This window comes from Providencia rettgeri, from assembly GCF_001874625.1.
GTDB lineage: Bacteria > Pseudomonadota > Gammaproteobacteria > Enterobacterales > Enterobacteriaceae > Providencia > Providencia huashanensis.
The window spans coordinates 1235187-1254747 of record NZ_CP017671.1 but is presented as its reverse complement, the minus strand read 5'-3'; the positions used below and the strand labels follow the sequence as shown (position 1 = coordinate 1254747).

At 40.8% G+C, this 19561-nt stretch carries 15 protein-coding genes and 1 pseudogene; 9 read left to right on the top strand and 7 right to left on the bottom strand.

Going from position 1 to position 19561, the window contains the following annotated elements; genetic code table 11:
- The first annotated feature begins 614 nt into the window (after positions 1–614).
- Positions 615–1901: a citrate synthase gene (locus RB151_RS05595; protein WP_042848298.1), complete on the top strand. Its 1287-nt coding sequence runs from the start codon at positions 615–617 to the stop codon at positions 1899–1901.
- 64 nt (positions 1902–1965) lie between these two features.
- Here RB151_RS05595 and RB151_RS05590 read toward each other — a convergent pair whose 3' ends face one another.
- Entirely contained in the window at positions 1966–2724 is a 759-nt protein-coding gene (locus RB151_RS05590; protein ID WP_048606376.1) for an AraC family transcriptional regulator, read from the bottom strand.
- 133 nt (positions 2725–2857) lie between these two features.
- Between RB151_RS05590 and RB151_RS05585 the strand changes: the two genes are divergently transcribed.
- On the top strand, positions 2858–3991 hold the full coding sequence (locus RB151_RS05585; RefSeq protein WP_042848300.1) for a multidrug effflux MFS transporter: 1134 nt from the start codon (positions 2858–2860) through the stop codon (positions 3989–3991).
- A gap of 831 nt (positions 3992–4822) precedes the next feature.
- Here the strand turns inward: RB151_RS05585 and RB151_RS05580 are convergent.
- Both RB151_RS05580 and RB151_RS05575 read right to left on the bottom strand, forming a co-directional pair.
- On the bottom strand, positions 4823–5566 hold the full coding sequence (locus RB151_RS05580; RefSeq protein ID WP_042848301.1) for a type 2 GTP cyclohydrolase I: 744 nt from the start codon (positions 5564–5566) through the stop codon (positions 4823–4825).
- A 255-nt stretch (positions 5567–5821) separates the two neighbouring features.
- Entirely contained in the window at positions 5822–6028 is a 207-nt protein-coding gene (locus RB151_RS05575) for a YbfA family protein (protein ID WP_042848302.1), read from the bottom strand.
- 422 nt (positions 6029–6450) lie between these two features.
- On the opposite strand from RB151_RS05575, the gene kdpF reads away from it, so the two are divergent.
- The 7 genes from kdpF (at position 6451) to RB151_RS05540 (ending at position 14795) form a co-directional block, all read left to right on the top strand.
- Positions 6451–6540, top strand: a complete 90-nt coding sequence (kdpF, locus tag RB151_RS24595) for a K(+)-transporting ATPase subunit F (protein WP_042848304.1) — start codon at positions 6451–6453, stop codon at positions 6538–6540.
- Position 6541: 1 nt separating this feature from the next.
- Positions 6542–8245 carry a potassium-transporting ATPase subunit KdpA gene (gene kdpA, locus RB151_RS05565; RefSeq protein WP_071547834.1) on the top strand — a complete coding sequence of 568 codons (1704 nt, stop codon included), beginning with the start codon at positions 6542–6544 and terminating at the stop codon, positions 8243–8245.
- 13 nt (positions 8246–8258) lie between these two features.
- Positions 8259–10322, top strand: coding sequence for a potassium-transporting ATPase subunit KdpB (gene kdpB, locus RB151_RS05560; RefSeq protein WP_071547833.1), 2064 nt, complete (start codon positions 8259–8261; stop codon positions 10320–10322).
- 10 nt (positions 10323–10332) lie between these two features.
- The gene (gene kdpC, locus RB151_RS05555) at positions 10333–10926 is read left to right on the top strand and encodes a potassium-transporting ATPase subunit KdpC (RefSeq protein ID WP_042848309.1); all 594 of its coding nucleotides are present in this window, start codon (positions 10333–10335) and stop codon (positions 10924–10926) included.
- 8 nt (positions 10927–10934) lie between these two features.
- A complete protein-coding gene (kdpD, locus tag RB151_RS05550) occupies positions 10935–13622 on the top strand; it encodes a two-component system sensor histidine kinase KdpD (RefSeq protein WP_071547832.1) in 2688 nt (895 codons plus the stop codon).
- Positions 13623–13638: 16 nt separating this feature from the next.
- Positions 13639–14322 carry a two-component system response regulator KdpE gene (gene kdpE, locus RB151_RS05545; RefSeq protein WP_071547831.1) on the top strand — a complete coding sequence of 228 codons (684 nt, stop codon included), beginning with the start codon at positions 13639–13641 and terminating at the stop codon, positions 14320–14322.
- 83 nt (positions 14323–14405) lie between these two features.
- Positions 14406–14795 (top strand): DUF5329 family protein, encoded by a 390-nt coding sequence (locus tag RB151_RS05540; RefSeq protein ID WP_071547830.1) that lies wholly within the window; start codon positions 14406–14408, stop codon positions 14793–14795.
- A gap of 54 nt (positions 14796–14849) precedes the next feature.
- Here RB151_RS05540 and RB151_RS05535 read toward each other — a convergent pair whose 3' ends face one another.
- The 4 genes and pseudogenes from RB151_RS05535 to RB151_RS05520 all read right to left on the bottom strand — a co-directional run bounded on the left by RB151_RS05535 (position 14850) and on the right by RB151_RS05520 (position 19544).
- On the bottom strand, positions 14850–16106 hold the full coding sequence (locus RB151_RS05535) for a PTS galactitol transporter subunit IIC (protein WP_042848317.1): 1257 nt from the start codon (positions 16104–16106) through the stop codon (positions 14850–14852).
- Between the two features lie 95 nt (positions 16107–16201).
- Positions 16202–17197 (bottom strand): 2-hydroxyacid dehydrogenase, encoded by a 996-nt coding sequence (locus RB151_RS05530; RefSeq protein ID WP_042848318.1) that lies wholly within the window; start codon positions 17195–17197, stop codon positions 16202–16204.
- Positions 17198–17214: 17 nt separating this feature from the next.
- The gene (locus RB151_RS05525; protein WP_048606373.1) at positions 17215–17976 is read right to left on the bottom strand and encodes an SDR family NAD(P)-dependent oxidoreductase; all 762 of its coding nucleotides are present in this window, start codon (positions 17974–17976) and stop codon (positions 17215–17217) included.
- Positions 17977–17991: 15 nt separating this feature from the next.
- Positions 17992–19544: pseudogene (locus RB151_RS05520) on the bottom strand (FGGY-family carbohydrate kinase).
- Between the last annotated feature and the right edge of the window lie 17 nt (positions 19545–19561).

Genomic DNA, 19561 nt, shown 5'->3' with positions numbered 1-19561 from the left:
GGGTACAAAATGCAACTTAACACAAACTCTAATCCATCATGTTTAAATAAAGTTGCATACTGATCACGCTGGGAACTCCTACTACAGGGTAATCCGGAGACCTGCCGCTAGTATAAAGTCTTCACAATGCCATTACAATTCCCACACAAAATGTTTGGGGACATTTAGCCCGAACAGTGAGAAGGATCACGATTTAAACATTTTGTATAAATGTGCTTATCTTATTTGACAATGATTCAACATTTATCTTACATATAGGTCTAGCAGAATTATCTTAAGGTGTGGGCGTTCCCTCACTGAAAAATAAAAAACATGAATGTTGCAATGTTAAGTACCTTCCAATTTGAACTGTGACAGGTATTACTAACAAAAGTTATGAAAGTTGTTCCTCTTACCACAAATAATGATATTGTAAGTAAAACAACAAAAAGAACATAACATCTACACACTCATAAACAACCTAATTACATTGTCGTCGGTCGTCAGATTTCAGGTTTTATGTGATAGCTAGCTGATTTTCTAATCATACCGGTAGAACAATGCACGAAGAAACAGTATAACGCTGAGCTTCTGGGTTGTTGGGTGTCGATTATCAAGCGCTAAGGAGACCGTAAATGGCTGATAACAAAGCTAAGCTAACGACTGGTAGTAAGGGTGATATTGACCTCGATATTTTAAGCCCTACCATTGGTCAAGACGTTATCGATGTCCGAACTTTAGGTTCAAAAGGGTTCTTTACCTATGACCCTGGTTTTACTTCTACTGCATCCTGTGAATCAAAAATCACCTATATCGATGGTGATGAAGGCATTCTGCTGCATCGTGGTTTCCCGATCGATCAACTCGCTACCGAAGCTTCTTACCTCGAAGTTTGTTATATCCTGTTATACGGCGAAGCACCGACTCAAGAGCAATACGACACATTTAAAAATACGGTAACTCGCCACACGATGATCCACGAGCAAATCACTCGCATGCTGAATGGCTTCCGTCGTGACTCACACCCAATGGCAGTGTTATGTGGTGTAACAGGTGCACTGGCTGCGTTCTACCATGATGCATTGGACGTGAACAACCCGCGCCACCGTGAAATTACAGCTTATCGTCTGCTGTCAAAAATGCCAACTGTTGCGGCAATGTGTTATAAATACTCCATTGGCCAGCCTTTTGTTTATCCACGTAATGAACTGTCGTACGCGGGTAACTTCTTGCATATGATGTTCTCTACACCATGTGAAGAATATGTGGTAAATCCAGTTCTTGAACGTGCAATGGATCGGATTTTAATCCTGCATGCTGACCACGAACAGAACGCTTCAACATCAACCGTACGTACTGCTGGGTCATCAGGTGCAAACCCATTTGCTTGTATTGCTGCGGGTATTGCGTCTCTGTGGGGGCCAGCTCACGGTGGTGCTAACGAAGCCTGTTTACGCATGTTGGAAGAAATTCAAACCGTTGAGCATATCCCTGCATTTATCGAACGTGCGAAAGACAAAAATGACTCTTTCCGCTTAATGGGCTTTGGTCACCGTGTTTATAAAAACCATGACCCACGTGCAACTGTGATGCGTGAAACTTGCCACGAAGTACTTAATGAGTTGGGCTTAAACGATAGCTTACTCGAAGTCGCTATGGAGCTAGAACGTATTGCCCTGAATGACCCGTACTTCATTGAGAAAAAACTGTATCCAAACGTTGACTTCTATTCAGGTATCATATTGAAGGCAATGGGAATTCCATCTTCAATGTTTACTGTTATTTTTGCTATTGCACGTACAATTGGTTGGATAGCCCATTGGAATGAAATGCATGATGACGGTCTGAAAATTGCTCGTCCTCGTCAGCTGTATACGGGTTACAGCCAACGTAAATTCAACTCTGGATTAGCAAAAAAATAATATTCAATTAAATCTATCCCCCTACAAATACTCAAGCCTCGGTTTATCGGGGCTTTTTTCTCTTTTACTGTTGATATTCCCGCGGTGTTACCCCACTCATTTTGCGAAAAAAACTGATAAAAGCACTATCACTGGCTAAGCCAAGCTCTTGAGTAATAAAGTGATATGGGTGATTTTGTGCCAATAACTCAATCGCTTTAATAAACCGCCATTGTTGCCGCCATGTTTGATAAGTCATTCCGGTTTCTTTTAAGAAAACCCGTGTAATGGTTTTTTCACTTGCGCCAATCGTTTGAGCAAGTTGGTTTAAATTAGGTGGTAATTGCTCGATATCGAGGTCTTTAAAGCGCCTATCTTGAGGAAGTGCAAGTAATGTTGGCTCAGTCGTTGCACTTTGTAGTTCATCGATAAATACTGGTAATAAATTTGCTAAGCGCCCTTGTTGCCAATCACTGTCAAACGGGGCAATTGCAATCCGTTCAAGTACCTCTCTTAGCAGAGGTGAAATGCTCAAAATGACGACTTCATTTGCTATTTTTTTAGCATATTGTTCACTTAAATACACCGAACGATAGCCCACAGATGCGCGCATTTGTGCTCGGTGACAAACAAATGGAGGTATCCATGCCACCCTTCCAGGAGGTAATAGAGAAATTCGGTTCTCAAGTGAAATTCGTATACACCCTTGTTGTGTAAACAAAAGCTGCCCCATTTCATGGCTATGTAAACCAGAATCATGTTGCCCCATTTGAGCTGCTATTCCCAATACTGGCGCTGTATACCAGTGAGTTTGAAATTCATCTGTTTGTTCTAGCCAAGCCATAATGTCCTTTTTTTGATATTTATAGTCTTTATTTTTGTAATGAGACACTAAAAATACCATTAAACTACTTGTCATTGAATAGTTGTATTCATCTTCACCATCTATTTTTATTAATATAAGCAGGATAATTGGTATGAAACACCCTCTTTCATTATGGCTTGCTGTTGCCTTAATGATGTTTCCACAAATCGTGGAAACCATATACAGCCCAGCATTGACCAACATTGCTAGCGCATTTAATGTCGATGCTGAACAAGCATCACAAACATTATCATTCTATTTCTTTGCTTTTGCGCTAGGTGTCGTATTTTGGGGAAGAATGTGTGACACGCTAGGCCGCCGCCCGACTATTCTGGCAGGTCTGTTGATCTACGGTATCGCCTCTATCTGCGCGTTGTTTATCACACACTTTTATTTATTACTGTTAATGAGAATGCTTGCCGCATTTGGTGCCGCCGTCGGTTCAATTGGAACACAAACCGCAATGCGTGATAGCTATCAAGGGCATGAATTAGCTAAAGTTTTTTCAATTATGGGTATTGCCCTAGCCATTAGTCCTGCATTAGGGATGTTATTCGGTGCGGGGTTAGTTAGTTTTGGCGGATATATCGCCGTTTTTACTGGCTTGGCATTTCTCGCGGTCGTGCTTTTTATTTGGTCTACTTGCCGTTTACCAGAAACACGCCCTGAAAATGTGATCAAAGTCCCATTTATGGCGACATTTTTACGAATGATCACAGATAAAGAAATTGTTAGAAATGTGATCTTGATAGCATTTTTCAACATTAATTTATTTAGCTATTATCAGCTGGCACCTTTCAGTTTTGAACGATTAATGCTCACTCAGCAACAATTTGGTTTAACTGGAATTTTATTAGCACTTGGAGTGGGCTTAGGGTCAATCATTAATCGTCATTTATTGGCTAAAAAACACACATCTGAGCAACTTGTTAAGCTCTCTAGCATCATATCTTTGATAAGTGGTTGCTTGGTTTTTGCTCTGATGGATTCTATTTGGTTCATTTTACCGGTGATTGGTGTAGTTATTGGATATGGAATTGCTATTCCTAATATCCTTGCACATGCTTTAAATCGCTATAGTGATAGAAAAGGTACTGCTGGGGCTATTTTAGGTTTGTTTTACTATATCGGACTCGCCATTGGTTTAATGGTCGCAGGCTGGAGCCAGCACTTAGGCTTGGTATTAACCATTTCGGGTTTGGTTCTTGTTCTTTCATCATTACGCTATCGAATTTATACGAGTTAACTTTTTATTTTACTAATTACACATAATTTTCTACGCATTTTACATCACAAGTATGTGACTAGGGGTCGCGAGTGTAGCCAACACCGCCGAGGTTAGATTTAGAAAATCAATGAAGATTAGCTTGAAAATTTAATTCTCTAAATAGTTCGAGTTGTAGCTAGGCGGCAAATGAGCGACTCCCTAAGAGCATAGCCAACACCGCCAAAGTTAGAATTAGAAACTCAATGAAGATTAGCTTGAAAATTTAATTCTCTAAATAGTTCGAGTTGTGGCTAGGCGGCAAATGAGCGACTCCCTAAGAGCATAGCCAACACTGCCGAGGTTAGAATTAGAAAATCAATGAAGATTAGCTTGAAAATTTAATTCTCTAAATAGTTCGAGTTGTGGCTAGGCGGCAAATGAGCGACTCCCTAAGAGTATAGCCAACACCGCCGAGGTTAGATTTAGAAAATCAATGAAGATTAGCTTGAAAATTTAATTCTCTAAATAGTTCGAGTTGTGGCTAGGCGGCAAATGAGCGACTCCCTAAGAGCATAGCCAACACTGCCGAGGTTAGAATTAGAAAATCAATGAAGATTAGCTTGAAAATTTAATTCTCTAAATAGTTCGAGTTGTGGCTAGGCGGCAAATGAGCGACTCTCTAAGAGTATAGCCTACACCGCCGAGGTTAGATTTATAAAATCAATGAAGATTAGCTTGAAAATTTAATTCTCTAAATAGTTCGAGTTGTGGCTAGGCGGCAAATGAGCGACTCCCTAGGAGCATACACAAGTATGTGACTAGGGGTCGCGAGTGTAGCCAACACCGCCACAGCTCGAAATATGACGAGAATTAGGCTGGGTTATCGATATCGATAAACTCTGCGTCTAACCCATGGTGATCAACTAGCCACTTAGTCAGCGCTTTAATCCCGTAACGCTCTGTCGCATGATGCCCTGCACTGTAGAAATGGATACCCATTTCTCTTGCTATATGGATTGTTTGCTCTGAAACTTCACCTGTCACAAATGCATCTACGCCAAACTCGGCGGCTTGTAAGATAAAGCCTTGTCCGCCCCCTGTGCACCATGCAATTTGGCGAATTTCATCTTTAGCATTGTCACCACAATGCAACACTTTGCGACCAAGGCGGGACTCTAAGCGCTGGGTTAATTCCTGTGGTGTAATCGGTTGATCAAAGAAACCGAATGGCATTAATGGATCAATTTGGCCATTTACTTGCACACCCATGATATACGCAAGCTGAGTATTATTACCTAATTGATGATGAGCATCTAAAGGAAGATGGTAACCATAAAGGTTAATATCATTCGCTAATAATGTTTTTAAGCGATTTTTTTTCATACCTTTAATAATTGCGGGCTCATTTTTCCAAAAATAGCCATGGTGAACAATCACAGCATCCGCTTTCTTTTCAACTGCCACGTCCAGTAGTGCTTGGCAGGCTGTTACACCGGTGATGATTTTATGCACATGAGGGCGCCCCTCAACCTGCAATCCATTTGGTGCAAAATCTTGGAATTCACTAATTTTCAGCTCATCATTAATGATTTCTTCTAATCTTAAATTATGCATTATGTGGTCCTTTTTACTACACCGCTATAGGGTCAACCCCATCATTTTGAATGTAATTTACTGATAATCAATAAGCATAAACGGAAACATGCTTTTTTTCTGTGTTATTTGCTGTAAATAAGGATGCTAACCAAAAAGAAAGGTAATAAAGAAAGGCAATAAGGAAAAGAAAAACAGGATGAGGGATAAAAAACAATATCCCCACAATAGGTCATTGCAGGGATATGGCATTACCACTTAAAAGCAAAGCAATTATTAATGATGGCTTTCAAACGTGGCTTCTGAACGCTCTAACCAAACGGGCTTATCGCTGGTTTTAGCCCATACTTTGTGTAAATGGCTATAAAATTTTGCTCGTTGCGGATGAAAAACCATAACCGGAAACGCAATAATGCCAGCTGTAACAGCAGCAGTGCGGCGTGCAAGTACCTGATTACGGGAATATTCGCGATATGTGGACATCGGTATCCTCCTTCAGTTGCCACTCTATTTGTCGATTCCAGAATTGCTCTAAAACCCCAAATAATGACTGTTTAGAAGAGCGACTAAAACCGAACAGATAATATAAAAATTAACTGTCAATATCATAGCGCAAACTGTGTAATAAAACTACTCATCTGACCACTATAAATTAAAATTTACATAATAAAATGATAAATTCCGTTGTTTTATTACATTATTTAACCTGATTGCGTCAAAAACAAACAAATCAGCAACATTTACATAACAATTATTCACTTTAACTCGCCATCTCTGTTTTATTTTATTCCCTCGTATAAAAATACACTTTTATACTTTTTTTACACCGAAGGTCTATTTTTTATCAGCTTCTTTACAACGGAAGTTTTAGCCTTATTGCATGGAAATAATAAGGAGAAAATACTGTGTCATTACTTTCCATTATTGGGGCAGTTCTCGTTGTGTTACTGCTGGTTTATCTGGTCTATGCCCTGCTAAGCGCGGAGGATTTTTAATATGACCACTACCACAATTTTAATTATCGGTAGCTTTTTACTCGTGCTGTTTATTTTGGCAAAACCATTAGGCAATGGTATTGCTCGGTTAATTGATAGCGATATACCGAGTACGCTAATAAAAAGCGAAGCCCTTCTTTGGCGCTTAGGCGGCGTAAAAAAGCCAGGGCGAGAAATGGCGGAAATGACTTGGCTACAATATGCCTTATCGATTTTACTGTTCAATATTTTAGGCTTTATATTGCTGTTTTCTATATTAATATTCCAAGGTCATTTGCCCCTTAACCCACAACAATTTCCGGGAATGAGTTGGGATTTAGCCTTTAACACCGCAATTAGCTTTGTCACAAATACTAATTGGCAATCCTACAGCGGTGAAAACACATTAAGTTATCTAAGCCAGATGTCTGGGTTAACGGTACAAAATTTCCTTTCCGCTGCAACAGGGATTGCCGTTGTTTTCGCCCTTATCCGAGCATTTTCACGCCATGGTCGTAAAACGGTTGGTAATGCATGGGTGGATATCTACCGTATTACTGTGTATCTACTTTTCCCATTAGCGATTATTTTTGCTCTATTTTTTGTTAGCCAAGGTGTTATCCAAAACTTCTCAGATTACCTATTAGTTAATAACCTAAATAATAGCAACCAGTTATTACCAATGGGGCCTGTCGCCTCTCAAGAAGCAATTAAGCTACTCGGTACTAACGGAGGCGGTTTCTTTGGAGCTAATTCTTCACACCCATTTGAAAACCCAACGGCATTAAGCAATTTCGTACAAATGTTAGCCATTTTTCTAATTCCAACAGCGTTATGTTTTGCTTTTGGGCGTGTCGTTGGCAACAACAAACAAGGTCACACTCTGATATGGGTGATGGGGATTATTTTTGTCGTTGCTGCCATAGCGGTTATCAAAGCAGAGTATGTTGGTAATCCATTTTTAAGTGAATTCCATGCGACTACCACTGCCAATATGGAAGGAAAAGAAAGCCGCTTTGGTATCTTAGGCTCCGCATTATTCGCTGTTGTAACAACAGCTGCCTCTTGCGGTGCTGTTAATGCAATGCATGATTCCTTTACTGCGATGGGTGGCATGGTGCCGATGTGGTTAATGCAAATCGGTGAAGTGGTTTTCGGCGGTGTGGGATCTGGCTTATATGGCATGTTGCTATTTGTTTTACTCGCCGTATTCCTTGCTGGGCTAATGATTGGTCGTACTCCTGAATATCTCGGTAAAAAAATCGAGGTGCGCGAAATGAAAATGGTTGCACTGGCTATTTTAGTGACTCCCACTTTAGTACTACTGGGTACCACACTTTCATTAATGACTGAAGCTGGGCGTGCAGGGATCTTAAACCCAGGCGCTCACGGGTTTAGTGAAGTGTTATACGCTTTTTCCTCCGCAGCGAATAATAACGGTAGCGCGTTTGCTGGACTTAGCGCAAATACACCGTTTTACAACCTGCTATTGGCGGTCACCATGTTCTTAGGACGTTTTGGCGTCATTCTGCCAGTTCTCGCCATTGCAGGTTCGATGGCAAGCAAGAAACCTCAAGCGCAAAGTAATGCAACATTACCCACAACAGGTCCGTTATTTATTGGTCTGCTTGTATTCACTGTACTTCTCATTGGTGCGCTGACCTTTGTACCTGCCCTTGCGTTAGGTCCAATTGCAGAGCAACTACACATCGGTTTCGCGGGATAATGAGGGGAAGAAAATGAAAAGTAATAACATCAAATTATTTGATAATAAATTAATCAAACAATCTATCTTTGAAGCATTCAAAAAATGCACACCGCAAGCACAATGGCGAAATCCCGTAATGTTCGTGGTGTATATCGGCAGTATTATCACCACCCTTTTATGGTTAGCAATGGTAACTCATTACACTGAGGGTAACGCTTGGTTTAGTGGAATGGTGACACTATGGCTATGGTTTACACTGCTCTTTGCTAATTTTGCCGAGGCGCTAGCTGAAGGGCGAAGTAAGGCACAAGCCCAAAGTTTAAAAGGGGTAAAACAGCAAAGTAACGCAACTCGTTTGGCTTCTGCATCAATGGATGCGGCTCAAGAAATCGTGGTTTCAAGCCAGTTACGTAAAGGGGATATCGTGCTTATCCATGCTGGAGAAACAATCCCTTGCGATGGTGAAGTGCTTGAAGGTGGTGCATCTGTCGATGAAAGTGCAATTACTGGTGAGTCAGCTCCTGTGATCCGTGAATCCGGTGGTGACTTTTCCTCAGTCACCGGAGGGACTCGCGTTCTTTCTGATTGGTTAATTGTTGAATGTACCGTAAACCCCGGTGAAACATTCTTAGACCGAATGATTTCAATGGTTGAAGGCGCACAACGTCGTAAAACCCCCAATGAAATCGCTTTAACGATCCTGTTAACCGCCCTGACGATTATTTTCGTGTTGGTGTGCGCCACCTTGTATCCATTCACGGTTTTTGCTGCCGATTATGCAGGCGCAGGTAGTGCGGTCTCTATTCTAGTCCTTATTGCTTTATTAATTTGCTTAATTCCAACCACTATTGGCGGATTACTCTCTTCTATTGGTGTGGCAGGGATGAGCCGTATGTTAGGTGCAAATGTGATTGCCACCAGCGGTCGTGCAGTGGAGGCTGCGGGTGATGTCGACGTCTTATTACTCGATAAAACCGGTACTATCACCCTTGGTAACCGACAAGCATCTGAGTTTTTGCCTTTAACGGGTGTGACTGAACAGCAACTAGCAGATGCTGCTCAACTTTCTTCTTTAGCCGATGAAACCCCTGAAGGGCGTAGTATTGTCGTGTTGGCGAAACAAAAGTTTAATTTACGTGAAAGAGATATTCATGGCCTGAATGCTACCTTTGTTCCGTTCTCTGCAATGACTCGTATGAGCGGTGTCAACATTGGAGAAAGAATGATCCGCAAAGGTTCTGCGGATGCGATACGCCGCTACGTTGAAGCAAACCATAGTAAATTCCCGATAGAAGCCGACCAATTAGTTGAAAAAGTCGCTCATTTAGGGGGAACCCCTCTTGTTGTTGTGGACGACCAAACAGTACTCGGTGTTGTAGCATTAAAAGATATTGTTAAAGGGGGAATGAAAGAACGATTTGCTCAAATGCGTAGCATGGGGATCAAAACAGTTATGATCACCGGAGATAACCACTTAACAGCCGCCGCTATTGCTGCAGAAGCCGGTGTCGATGACTTCCTCGCTGAGGCAACCCCCGAAGCCAAGCTCGCATTAATCCGCCAATATCAATCAGAAGGCCGACTAGTTGCCATGACGGGTGATGGTACCAACGATGCCCCAGCATTAGCGCAAGCGGATGTGGCTGTAGCGATGAACTCAGGGACACAAGCGGCCAAAGAAGCAGGTAACATGGTTGATTTAGACTCTAACCCAACCAAATTAATTGAGGTCGTCCATATTGGTAAACAAATGTTGATGACACGAGGCTCATTAACAACCTTTAGTATAGCCAATGATATTGCAAAATACTTTGCCATCATTCCAGCCGCTTTTGCTGTCACTTGGCCTCAACTTAATGCATTAAATATTATGCAGTTACATTCACCTGCATCTGCGATTCTCTCAGCGGTGATCTTTAACGCTTTAATTATCATTTTCTTGATCCCATTGGCGATTAAAGGGGTCAATTATCGCCCTATGAGCTCCCAATCATTGTTGCAACGTAACTTAAGCCTCTATGGTTTAGGTGGGTTAATAGTGCCATTTGTTGGGATTAAATTAATTGATATGTTTATTCGCTTATTTGGGATATAAGGAATTGATAATGAACATGATCCGTTCTTCTATTATTATGTTAATAATTCTCACTTTATTCACAGGGATCGCCTACCCATTGATGGTGACAGGGCTTGCTAATGTCTTTTTCCCTTGGCAAGCTCATGGCTCCTTACTCACTCAAGATGATCAGGTTATCGGTTCTGAACTGATTGGACAAAATATACAAAGTGAAAATTACTTTCATGGGCGGCCCTCTGCAACCGCTGAAGCCCCTTATAATACATTAGCATCTGGCGGTAGTAATTTAGCCGTTAGCAACCCATTACTATTACAAACAATGGAACAACGAAGTGCCCAACTTCGCTCAGAAAACCCAGCGGCTGACAAGAGCATCCCTGTTGATTTATTAACAGCCTCTGCCAGTGGATTAGACCCCAATATTTCTGTTGATGCGGCGTTATATCAAGCCCCGCGAATTGCTAAACACAGACAGATCCCACTAGAAGAGGTAAAATCATTAATTAATACTCATACTGAAAATAGTGTATTCGCTTTTTTAGGCGAGCCTGTTATTAATGTCTTAAAGTTAAACCTTGCTCTTGATGAATATCAGCAACAAGCCAATAGCCAAACTCACTAAGGCCTATTATGAAAAATCAGGAACCTAGTCGCCCTAATCCCGACGATTTATTGGTAAAGGCCAATGAAACAGGCCGTGGCAAATTAAAAATTTTTTTCGGCGCCTGTGCTGGCGTCGGGAAAACCTATGCCATGCTTCAAGAAGCCCAAAGACTAAGGTCACAAGGATTAGATGTGCTTATTGGTGTAGTAGAAACCCATGAACGCGAAGAAACAGCTGCGTTACTTGAAGGTCTCTCACAGTTACCACCAAAGCGTATCCAACATAGGGGACGCCGTTTAACTGCTTTTGATATTGACGCCGCAATTGCTAGGCACCCAGCCATTATTTTAATGGATGAATTAGCATTTAGTAATCCTAATGGCAGCCTACACCCTAAACGCTGGCAGGATGTCGAAGAGCTATTAAATGCTGGTATTGATGTCCTTACGACCATTAACGTTCAACATATTGAAAGTTTAAATGATATCGTCGGAAGCATTACTGGTATTCGAGTGCGTGAAACGGTTCCTGATCATATTTTTGATGCCGCAGATGAAGTCGTATTAGTTGACTTGCCTCCTGATGACTTACGGCAACGCCTAAAAGAAGGCAAAGTTTATATCTCTGGGCAAGCAGAGCGAGCAATCGAACATTTTTTCCGTAAAGGGAATCTCATCGCGCTACGTGAGCTGGCTCTACGTCGAACTGCCGATCGCGTTGATGACCAGATGCGGGAATTTCGTGATGGCAAGGGGCAAGCCCCTGTCTGGCATACCCGGGATGGCCTTCTATTATGTATTGGTCATAATATGGGTAATGAAAAGTTGGTTCGCACCGCGGCTCGCCTTGCCGCAAAGTTTGGCAGTGTATGGCATGCTGTATATGTGGAAACTCCTGCGCTCCATCAATTACCCGAGGCTCGGCGCAGAGCCATTTTAAAGGCATTACGTCTTGCTCAAGATTTAGGCGCTGAAACCGCCACGTTATCTGACCCTTCTGAAGAAAAAGCCATATTACGTTATGCTCGAGAACATAATTTGGGCAAAATACTGATTGGTCGTCGCGATAAGCAACGTAAATGGCCCATATTTAATTTACGCCCTGGCTTTGCTGACCGTCTTGGCAAATTAGGGCCAGACCTTGACTTGGTGATCGTCGCGCTAGAAGAAAAAAGCGAATGGGATAAAGAACCAGAGAGAAAACCTTTCTCTGAAAAATGGCGTTCAGACATGAACGGTTATTTAATGGCGATTGTGATGTGTGCTGCAATTACCATGTTCTCACGCACATTTTTGTTAGCGTTAGATAAAGCCAACTTAGTCACGCTCTATCTACTCGGCGTGGTACTTATCGCGCTATTTTATGGCAGGCGCCCTTCTGTCTTTGCGGCACTAATTAATGTTATTAGCTTTGATTTATTCTTTGTTCAGCCCCATTTTTCCCTTGCTATCATGGATATGCAATATTTAGTCACCTTTACGGTTATGCTAATTGTTGGCGTCGTTGTGGGGAATTTAACTGCTGGCATGCGCTATCAAGCCCGAATTGCCCGTTATCGTGAACAACGAACGCGACATTTATATGAAATGACAAAAGAATTAGGGCAAGCACTCAGCACCGATGACATCGGCAGAACAGGCTATCACTTCCTTAATAACGCGTTCCAAGCCAAAAGCTGTTTATTAATACCCAATGCTGAGGGGCAATTATTGCCCTTAAAATGTGAGGGGCACAGTGCAATGCAAATTGATAATGCAATTGCCAAATGGAGCTTTGATAAACGCCAACCCGCAGGAGCTGGCACCGATACTCTTCCCAGCGTCCCCTATCAATTGCAACCTATAACAACCGCAGATCAAACACTTGCCGTCTTAGCGATTGAACCTAGAAATATGCGCCAGTTGTTGATCCCAGAACAACAACGTATGTTACAAACCTTCACTGGGTTAATTGCCAGTGCCCTTGCTCGGTTAGAGCTAACCAAACAAGCCGAATCCGCAAAATTAGATATTGAACGTGAGCAATTGCGTAATTCATTACTCGCGGCCCTTTCACACGACCTAAAAACACCATTAACCGTTTTATTTGGGCAAACTGAAATATTAATGTTGAATTTGTCTGCTGAAAACTCGCCACTTACTGAGCAAGTTAATAAAATGCGCCAACAAGTTCTGAGTACTTCGCGATTAGTCAATAATTTACTCGATATGGCACGGCTGCAATCTGGTGGCATTCAACCTAATTTAGAGTGGCAATCACTACAAGAAATTACCAGTAGCGCTGTCAGAACATTAGACTATACTTTACATAGTCATCCTTTAGATATTGATATCCCAGCTGATTTATTACTCTATTGTGATGCCAATTTGATAGAGCGGGTGCTTATCAACCTATTAGAAAATGCCGTAAAATATAGCCATGAAGATACCCCAATTGGTATTAAGGCGAGGGTTGAAGGGCAAAAAATTCATATTGAAATTTGGGATGCCAGCAATGCAATCCCTGATGGACAAGAAAAAACTATTTTCGATAAATTCTCTCGAGCGCAAAAAGAATCAGCCATTCCCGGAGTTGGCTTAGGCCTTGCTATTTGTCGTGCCATTATTCAATTACATGAAGGGGAAATATGGGCTCAGAACAATAATAAAGGTGGAGCCAGCTTCCACTTTGTTTTACCTTTAAAACAACTACCTGATATTGAAACCGAAATTTAGGAGCACAACCACTATTGTGAGTACTCATCAAATCCTGATCGTTGAAGATGAAAAAGAGATCCGCCGCTTTGTTCGCCTTGCGCTGGAAGGTGAAGGCTGGAAAGTTTTTGAAGCAGAAAACTACCAACGCGGGTTGATTGAATCTGGGACACGGCAACCCGACTTGCTTATCTTAGACCTTGGGTTGCCTGATGGCGATGGGCTTGATTTAATTCGTGATTTACGCAAATGGAGCAGTATTCCTATCATCGTTTTATCCGCTCGAGAAGACGAATCTCAAAAGGTTGCCGCCCTTGATGCAGGTGCTGATGATTATCTGACTAAGCCTTTTGGTATCAGCGAATTACTCGCACGAGTCCGTGTCGCCTTGCGTCGTTTTGGCAAAGCGGCACAAGAAAACTCACAATTTCAATTTGGTGATATTACGGTCGATTTTATTAATCGGGTTGTCACTAAGCAAAATGAAGAATTACACCTTACTCCCATTGAATTCCGCTTGCTCAGCGAGTTAGTTGCTAACAGCGGCAAAGTATTAACCCAACGCCATTTATTATTACAAGTATGGGGGCCGAGCTATATTGAGCATAACCATTATTTGCGAATTTATATGGGCCATTTGCGGCAAAAATTAGAAAATGACCCAACTCGCCCAATTCATTTACTTACAGAAACAGGCATTGGTTATCGCTTTATGCCTTAAATTGAATTCTAGGAATCTTACCGATAGTTTAAATTAAACGGCTGCTTATAATTCACTCACCTTTTTTCTATGGAGAGAAATTCGTGCAATCACTTACAGCCCAACTATCAAACCGCTTTTCCTCTGCTTTAGTGCTTTTTTTAAGTGTTTTTGTCACCACTCAAGCTCTAGCATTAAGCCCTGAAGAAAAAATTCGTACTGAATCATTATTAGCAGAACTCGGTAAACAACAAAACCTGACTTTTACTCGTAATGGTACGGAGCATTCTGCAACTGATGCTGAATCTCACTTGAGATTAAAACTGCGTAAAACTGAGAAACGCCTCAATACTACTGAACAATTTATCGATAACGTTGCTTCAAAATCATCGGTTACAGGGGAAGAATACCAAGTCAAGGATGCACAAGGTAATGTTTTCCCTGCCAATCAATATTTACATGATTTATTGAAAAACAGTGTGGATAAAAATTAAGAAGTCACAGTAGGTGTTTTTAACCATAAATAAAAACACCTACTGGATGATTGACTAGTTTGCTATCATCTCCCCGACTTTAACAGCCACCCAACCTGCTGGTGTTGTTGCCCCACCGACAATGTTTGTCATTTCAGAAATACCTTCTGGGACAGGGATATTTGAATTAACTGCCGCCTGTGTATACTCTTTAGAAATATCTGTCCCAACATAATAAATAGATGTAAGGACAAGTGTTCCACAAATAAACATTCTAAACATATTACGCTTACAGAAAGGCGTAACCATTGCTAATAAAAACATTAATGAAGCAAGGTCAACGAAAGGTAATACTTTATTACCCGGTAAAATAAATGCGAGCACAATTGCCATTGGGATGAGTAAAAGCCCTGTCGCTAATACTGATGGCTCCCCAATTAATAAAGCGGTATCCATTCCTATATAGAAGTCTCGATTAGGAAATACTTTTTTCAATTTAGCTTCAACGGCATCTCGTACAATTAATAAACCTTGAACTAATATTTCGATCATTTTAGGCAGCAATAACATTGCAGCAGATACAGTAACGGCCAACGCAACAGACTCACTAATGCTATAACCTGCCATTAATGCTAAAACTAAACCAAGAATAAATCCGAGTGTTAATGGCTCGCCAAAAACACCAAATTTTTTATTGATCGTTTCGGGTTCTAAATTAATTTTAGAAACCCCCGGTATTTTTTCAATAATATAATTAGTTGCTATTCCAAAGGGAACATACATGATACAAGTTAAATGCGGGAACGAAATTCCTTTTAAATTATAGTTTCGCTGTAAATAAGGCGCAGTAATATCCGCAGCAACTAATGTTAAAATAAAAATAACATAGGTGATACCAATTGAGAGCCAATAACTTTCAGTACCTGCGTAAACGACTGAACCAACAAGTAAGAAGATCCAATAATTAAAAATATCGATATTAATGGTTTTTGTCATTTTAAAAACAACCATTAATAGGTTTATCACAATAAAGCCTACGACTACCGGTAACATAATCGGAGAGCCCCACCCAATCGTTGATGCCGTAGGCCAACCTGTATCAACAACCGTTAGGTTTAATCCCATTTTCTCTACCATTGATTGCGATGCAGGGCCAAGATTAGATAATAATAAATTAATTACCAATCCAACGCCGACGAAGCCAATTCCCACAAGCATTCCTGCTTTAAATGCTGTACCTACTCTTACGCCAAAACATAATGCAATAATAAAGAAAATAATGGGCATCATGACAGATGCACCAAGGCCTATAATACTATTGATAATATCCATAGCATTTTCTCACGTAAAAGGATTTGAAATAGAATGCATGGTAATAGCACGCATCCTATCGTTTAATATTAAATTTTTATTTTAATTTAATAACTCTATTTTATTTCTTTCAGAAATAACTCTGAAAATAATTTTGGTGTATTGCTAAATGCATCAAGAGTACTCCCCGCCATATGAGGTGTGATAGTGATATTATCTAATAAATAAAATTCACTATTATCTTTTAGTGGTTCATCATCAAAGGTATCAATTGCCGCCCCCATGATTCTTCCATTCTTTAATGCTTCAATCAAATCACTTTCATTAATTAAACCTGACCTCGCCGTATTAATAATAGTGGTGGTCTTTTTCATTAAATCAAAATGTTTTTTATTAATTAAATTTTGTGTTTCGCTGGATAGCCTTGCATGTAAGGAAATAATATCCGCTTGGGAAACTAATTCTTCTAAGGTTTCAACTTTAGTAAACCCAGCAATATCGCTCACATATTTATCATAATATAAAATTGTACACCCAAAACCGGATAAAAATTTAGCAACTAACTGTGCAATATGCCCAAAACCGACTAACCCTATTATTTTCCCGCCTATTTCGGGAATAACATCTGCATTAGGAAAATCTTTACGCCAATGCTTATCTTTAAGTGCGTCATGTGCTCGGGCAATATTACGCGTCTCAGATAACATTAACCCGACAGTAAACTCAGCGACACTACGCGCATTACGCCCTGGTGTATTGAACACCTTAATTCCCTTGCTTTTCGCATATTCAACATTAATATTTTCAATACCGCCACGCAGCACCCCGATATATTTTAGTTTTGGCAAACTATCAATCACCGCTTTATTTATTGGCGCAAATTGGGTGACCACTAATTCAGCATCTTGTGCACTTGTATACAGTTCAACGGGTAAAGTTACCGCTTCTGAACCATGCTGCTCAATTTGTAAGTTATCTTCTTGAAGCTTTTCGATGGAGCTGTGTGTCCACTGATTAACCGTCACATCAATACCGTTATTACGTAATTTCTCTAAGCCTAAATCCATCGTATTCTTTTTAATGAATAAATCGGCAATCGCAAGGCATTTCATTTTCTTTCCCCTTTTACTTAACGCATTAACATGCCACCGGTCACATCAATGGTTGCACCAGTCATATAACTCGCTTTTTGTGAAACTAAAAATACCCCGATATCTGCAATTTCGGATGGAGAAGCGACGCGACCATTTGGTATACGATTAAGATAATATTCCGTATTATTGCGCAAATTCTCGCGGATCATCTCCGTATCCATAATGCCTACTGCAATGTTATTCACATTAATATTTTGTTTTGCCACTTCTCTAGCTAATGAGATTGAAAAAGCCACTAACCCTGCTTTACTGGCCGCATAATGAGAATGCCCAGTTGTTGAACCATGAAAAGCTGCTTGTGAGGTGATATTCAAAATCGAACCTGTTATTTCCTTAGCTAAACATTGGTTAACAAATAACTTGCTTAGATGAAAAACTGATTTCAAATTCACATTCATCACCTTATCCCAATCCTCCAATGAGATTTCGCTCACTTTACCTGATAGCCAGACAGCCGCATTATTGACCAAAATATCAAACTGCCCGAACTCACTTAACCCACTATCGAATAGGGTATCGATAGCTTCGCTATCACTTAAGTCGGTTCTAATGGCTTGGACTTTTACACCACTTTTCCCATTGATTTCTTTCACTAATGACTCTGCATCGTCAGGATGACTGCGGTAAGTAAAACAGACATTAACGCCTTCTTGTGCTAATGAACGAACAAACTCACGTCCAAGCCCTGTCGCCCCACCTGTCACTAATGCGTTTTTTCCTTGTAAGTGAAGTTTCATAATTAATTCCTTTTATTATTCAGTAGCTAACATATGCATTGGTGAACGACTATGGGATTTCCATGTAGCTTGCATATCATCAAGCATGCGTTTATACAGTGCGTACTTTTGCTGATAAACGGTTTTATTCGCTGTATCCGGCTTGATGATATCGGCTACTTTGACCATCACTTCACAGGCAGCAAATACATCTGGGAAATGCCCTTCCATCACGGCCGCTGTCATGGCCGCACCCAGTGTGCCGTGTTCTTGAACATCTACAATTTCAAGCTGGCACTGGAAGATATCAGCAAAAATTTGTAGCCAAACTGGGGAATGCGTTATCCCTCCAGCAATACGAACCACATCACTGAGTTGTGGGTTAATCTTTCTTAACCTTTCAACGTGATAAAGATGACTAAACGCGACCCCTTCATAGATAGCACGCAAAAAGTGCCCACGATGATGAAAACTAGTGACACCAACAAACCCTGCTGTTGCATCTGGAATGGTATTGGAACCAAAAACAAAAGGAAAAAACATGAGTTGGCTTTCGCTTGGTGTTGTTGCAGCAACGAGTTGATTACAAAGCTCATAAACTGAACCGCCCTTCGATTCTTCGAGTTGTTTGTCCGCTGCCATAAAATGTGTAATAAACCACTCTAAATTACTGGCAGAGGTTGGGCTGGCTTCTGTAATTTGCCATCTATTTTCCATTGGATAAATAGATGTCATAAATAGGTTTTTATCAACGACTGGCTTGTCTGTTACGTATTCATTAATACTCCACGTCCCCGCCACAATCGCTAATTTATTAATTTGGTTAACACCCGATGCTAAAGATGATGCTGAAATATCAAATATCCCCCTGATACAGGAGTACCCGCACTTAGCCCCGTCAACTCAGCAATTTCGGGGGTGATATACCCACAACAATCCGTTGATAATTTGATTGGTGGCAGCTTGTCTTTCCACTCTAAACCGCCCCAAAATTCAAGAATTTCATCGTCATAACAACGGTCACGTACATTAATTAAGTTAGTCCCTGAAATATCTGTCAGCTCTTGGTATGCCTCACCTGTTAAATAAAAACGGATCAGGTCTTTGACCATAAAAATATAACGGGCTTTTTGTAAGCTCTCAGGTTCATGATCACGCAACCATGCAAGCAACGCAACAGGCTGCCCTGCCCAGATGGACTGCATCGTTTTTGGCAAAATATCACTTTCAAATCGAGGTGACTGATACCAGTTTTCGACATATTGTTTTGCTCGATTATCTGTGGATACGATACCATTACGCGTCGCATTTCCCTGTTCATCAACGAGGTACAACCCATTTCCGTGACCTGTCACAGATATACCAATAATATCCTCAGCATCTATAGCGGATTTTTTTAGCACCTCTTTAATAACTAAAAGATTTGATTGCCAAAGTTCTGCAATATCCCTTTCAGTGAAAAAAGGTTTTGGAGTGATCATTCGTGTCGTATTTGAAGCAATAGAGACAACCTGGCCTTCTAGGTTATAGATAGCTGCTTTGGTGACGGTTCCACCATTATCAATGCCCATGACATATTGTGTTTTCATTATGAGCCTCTTTGTAA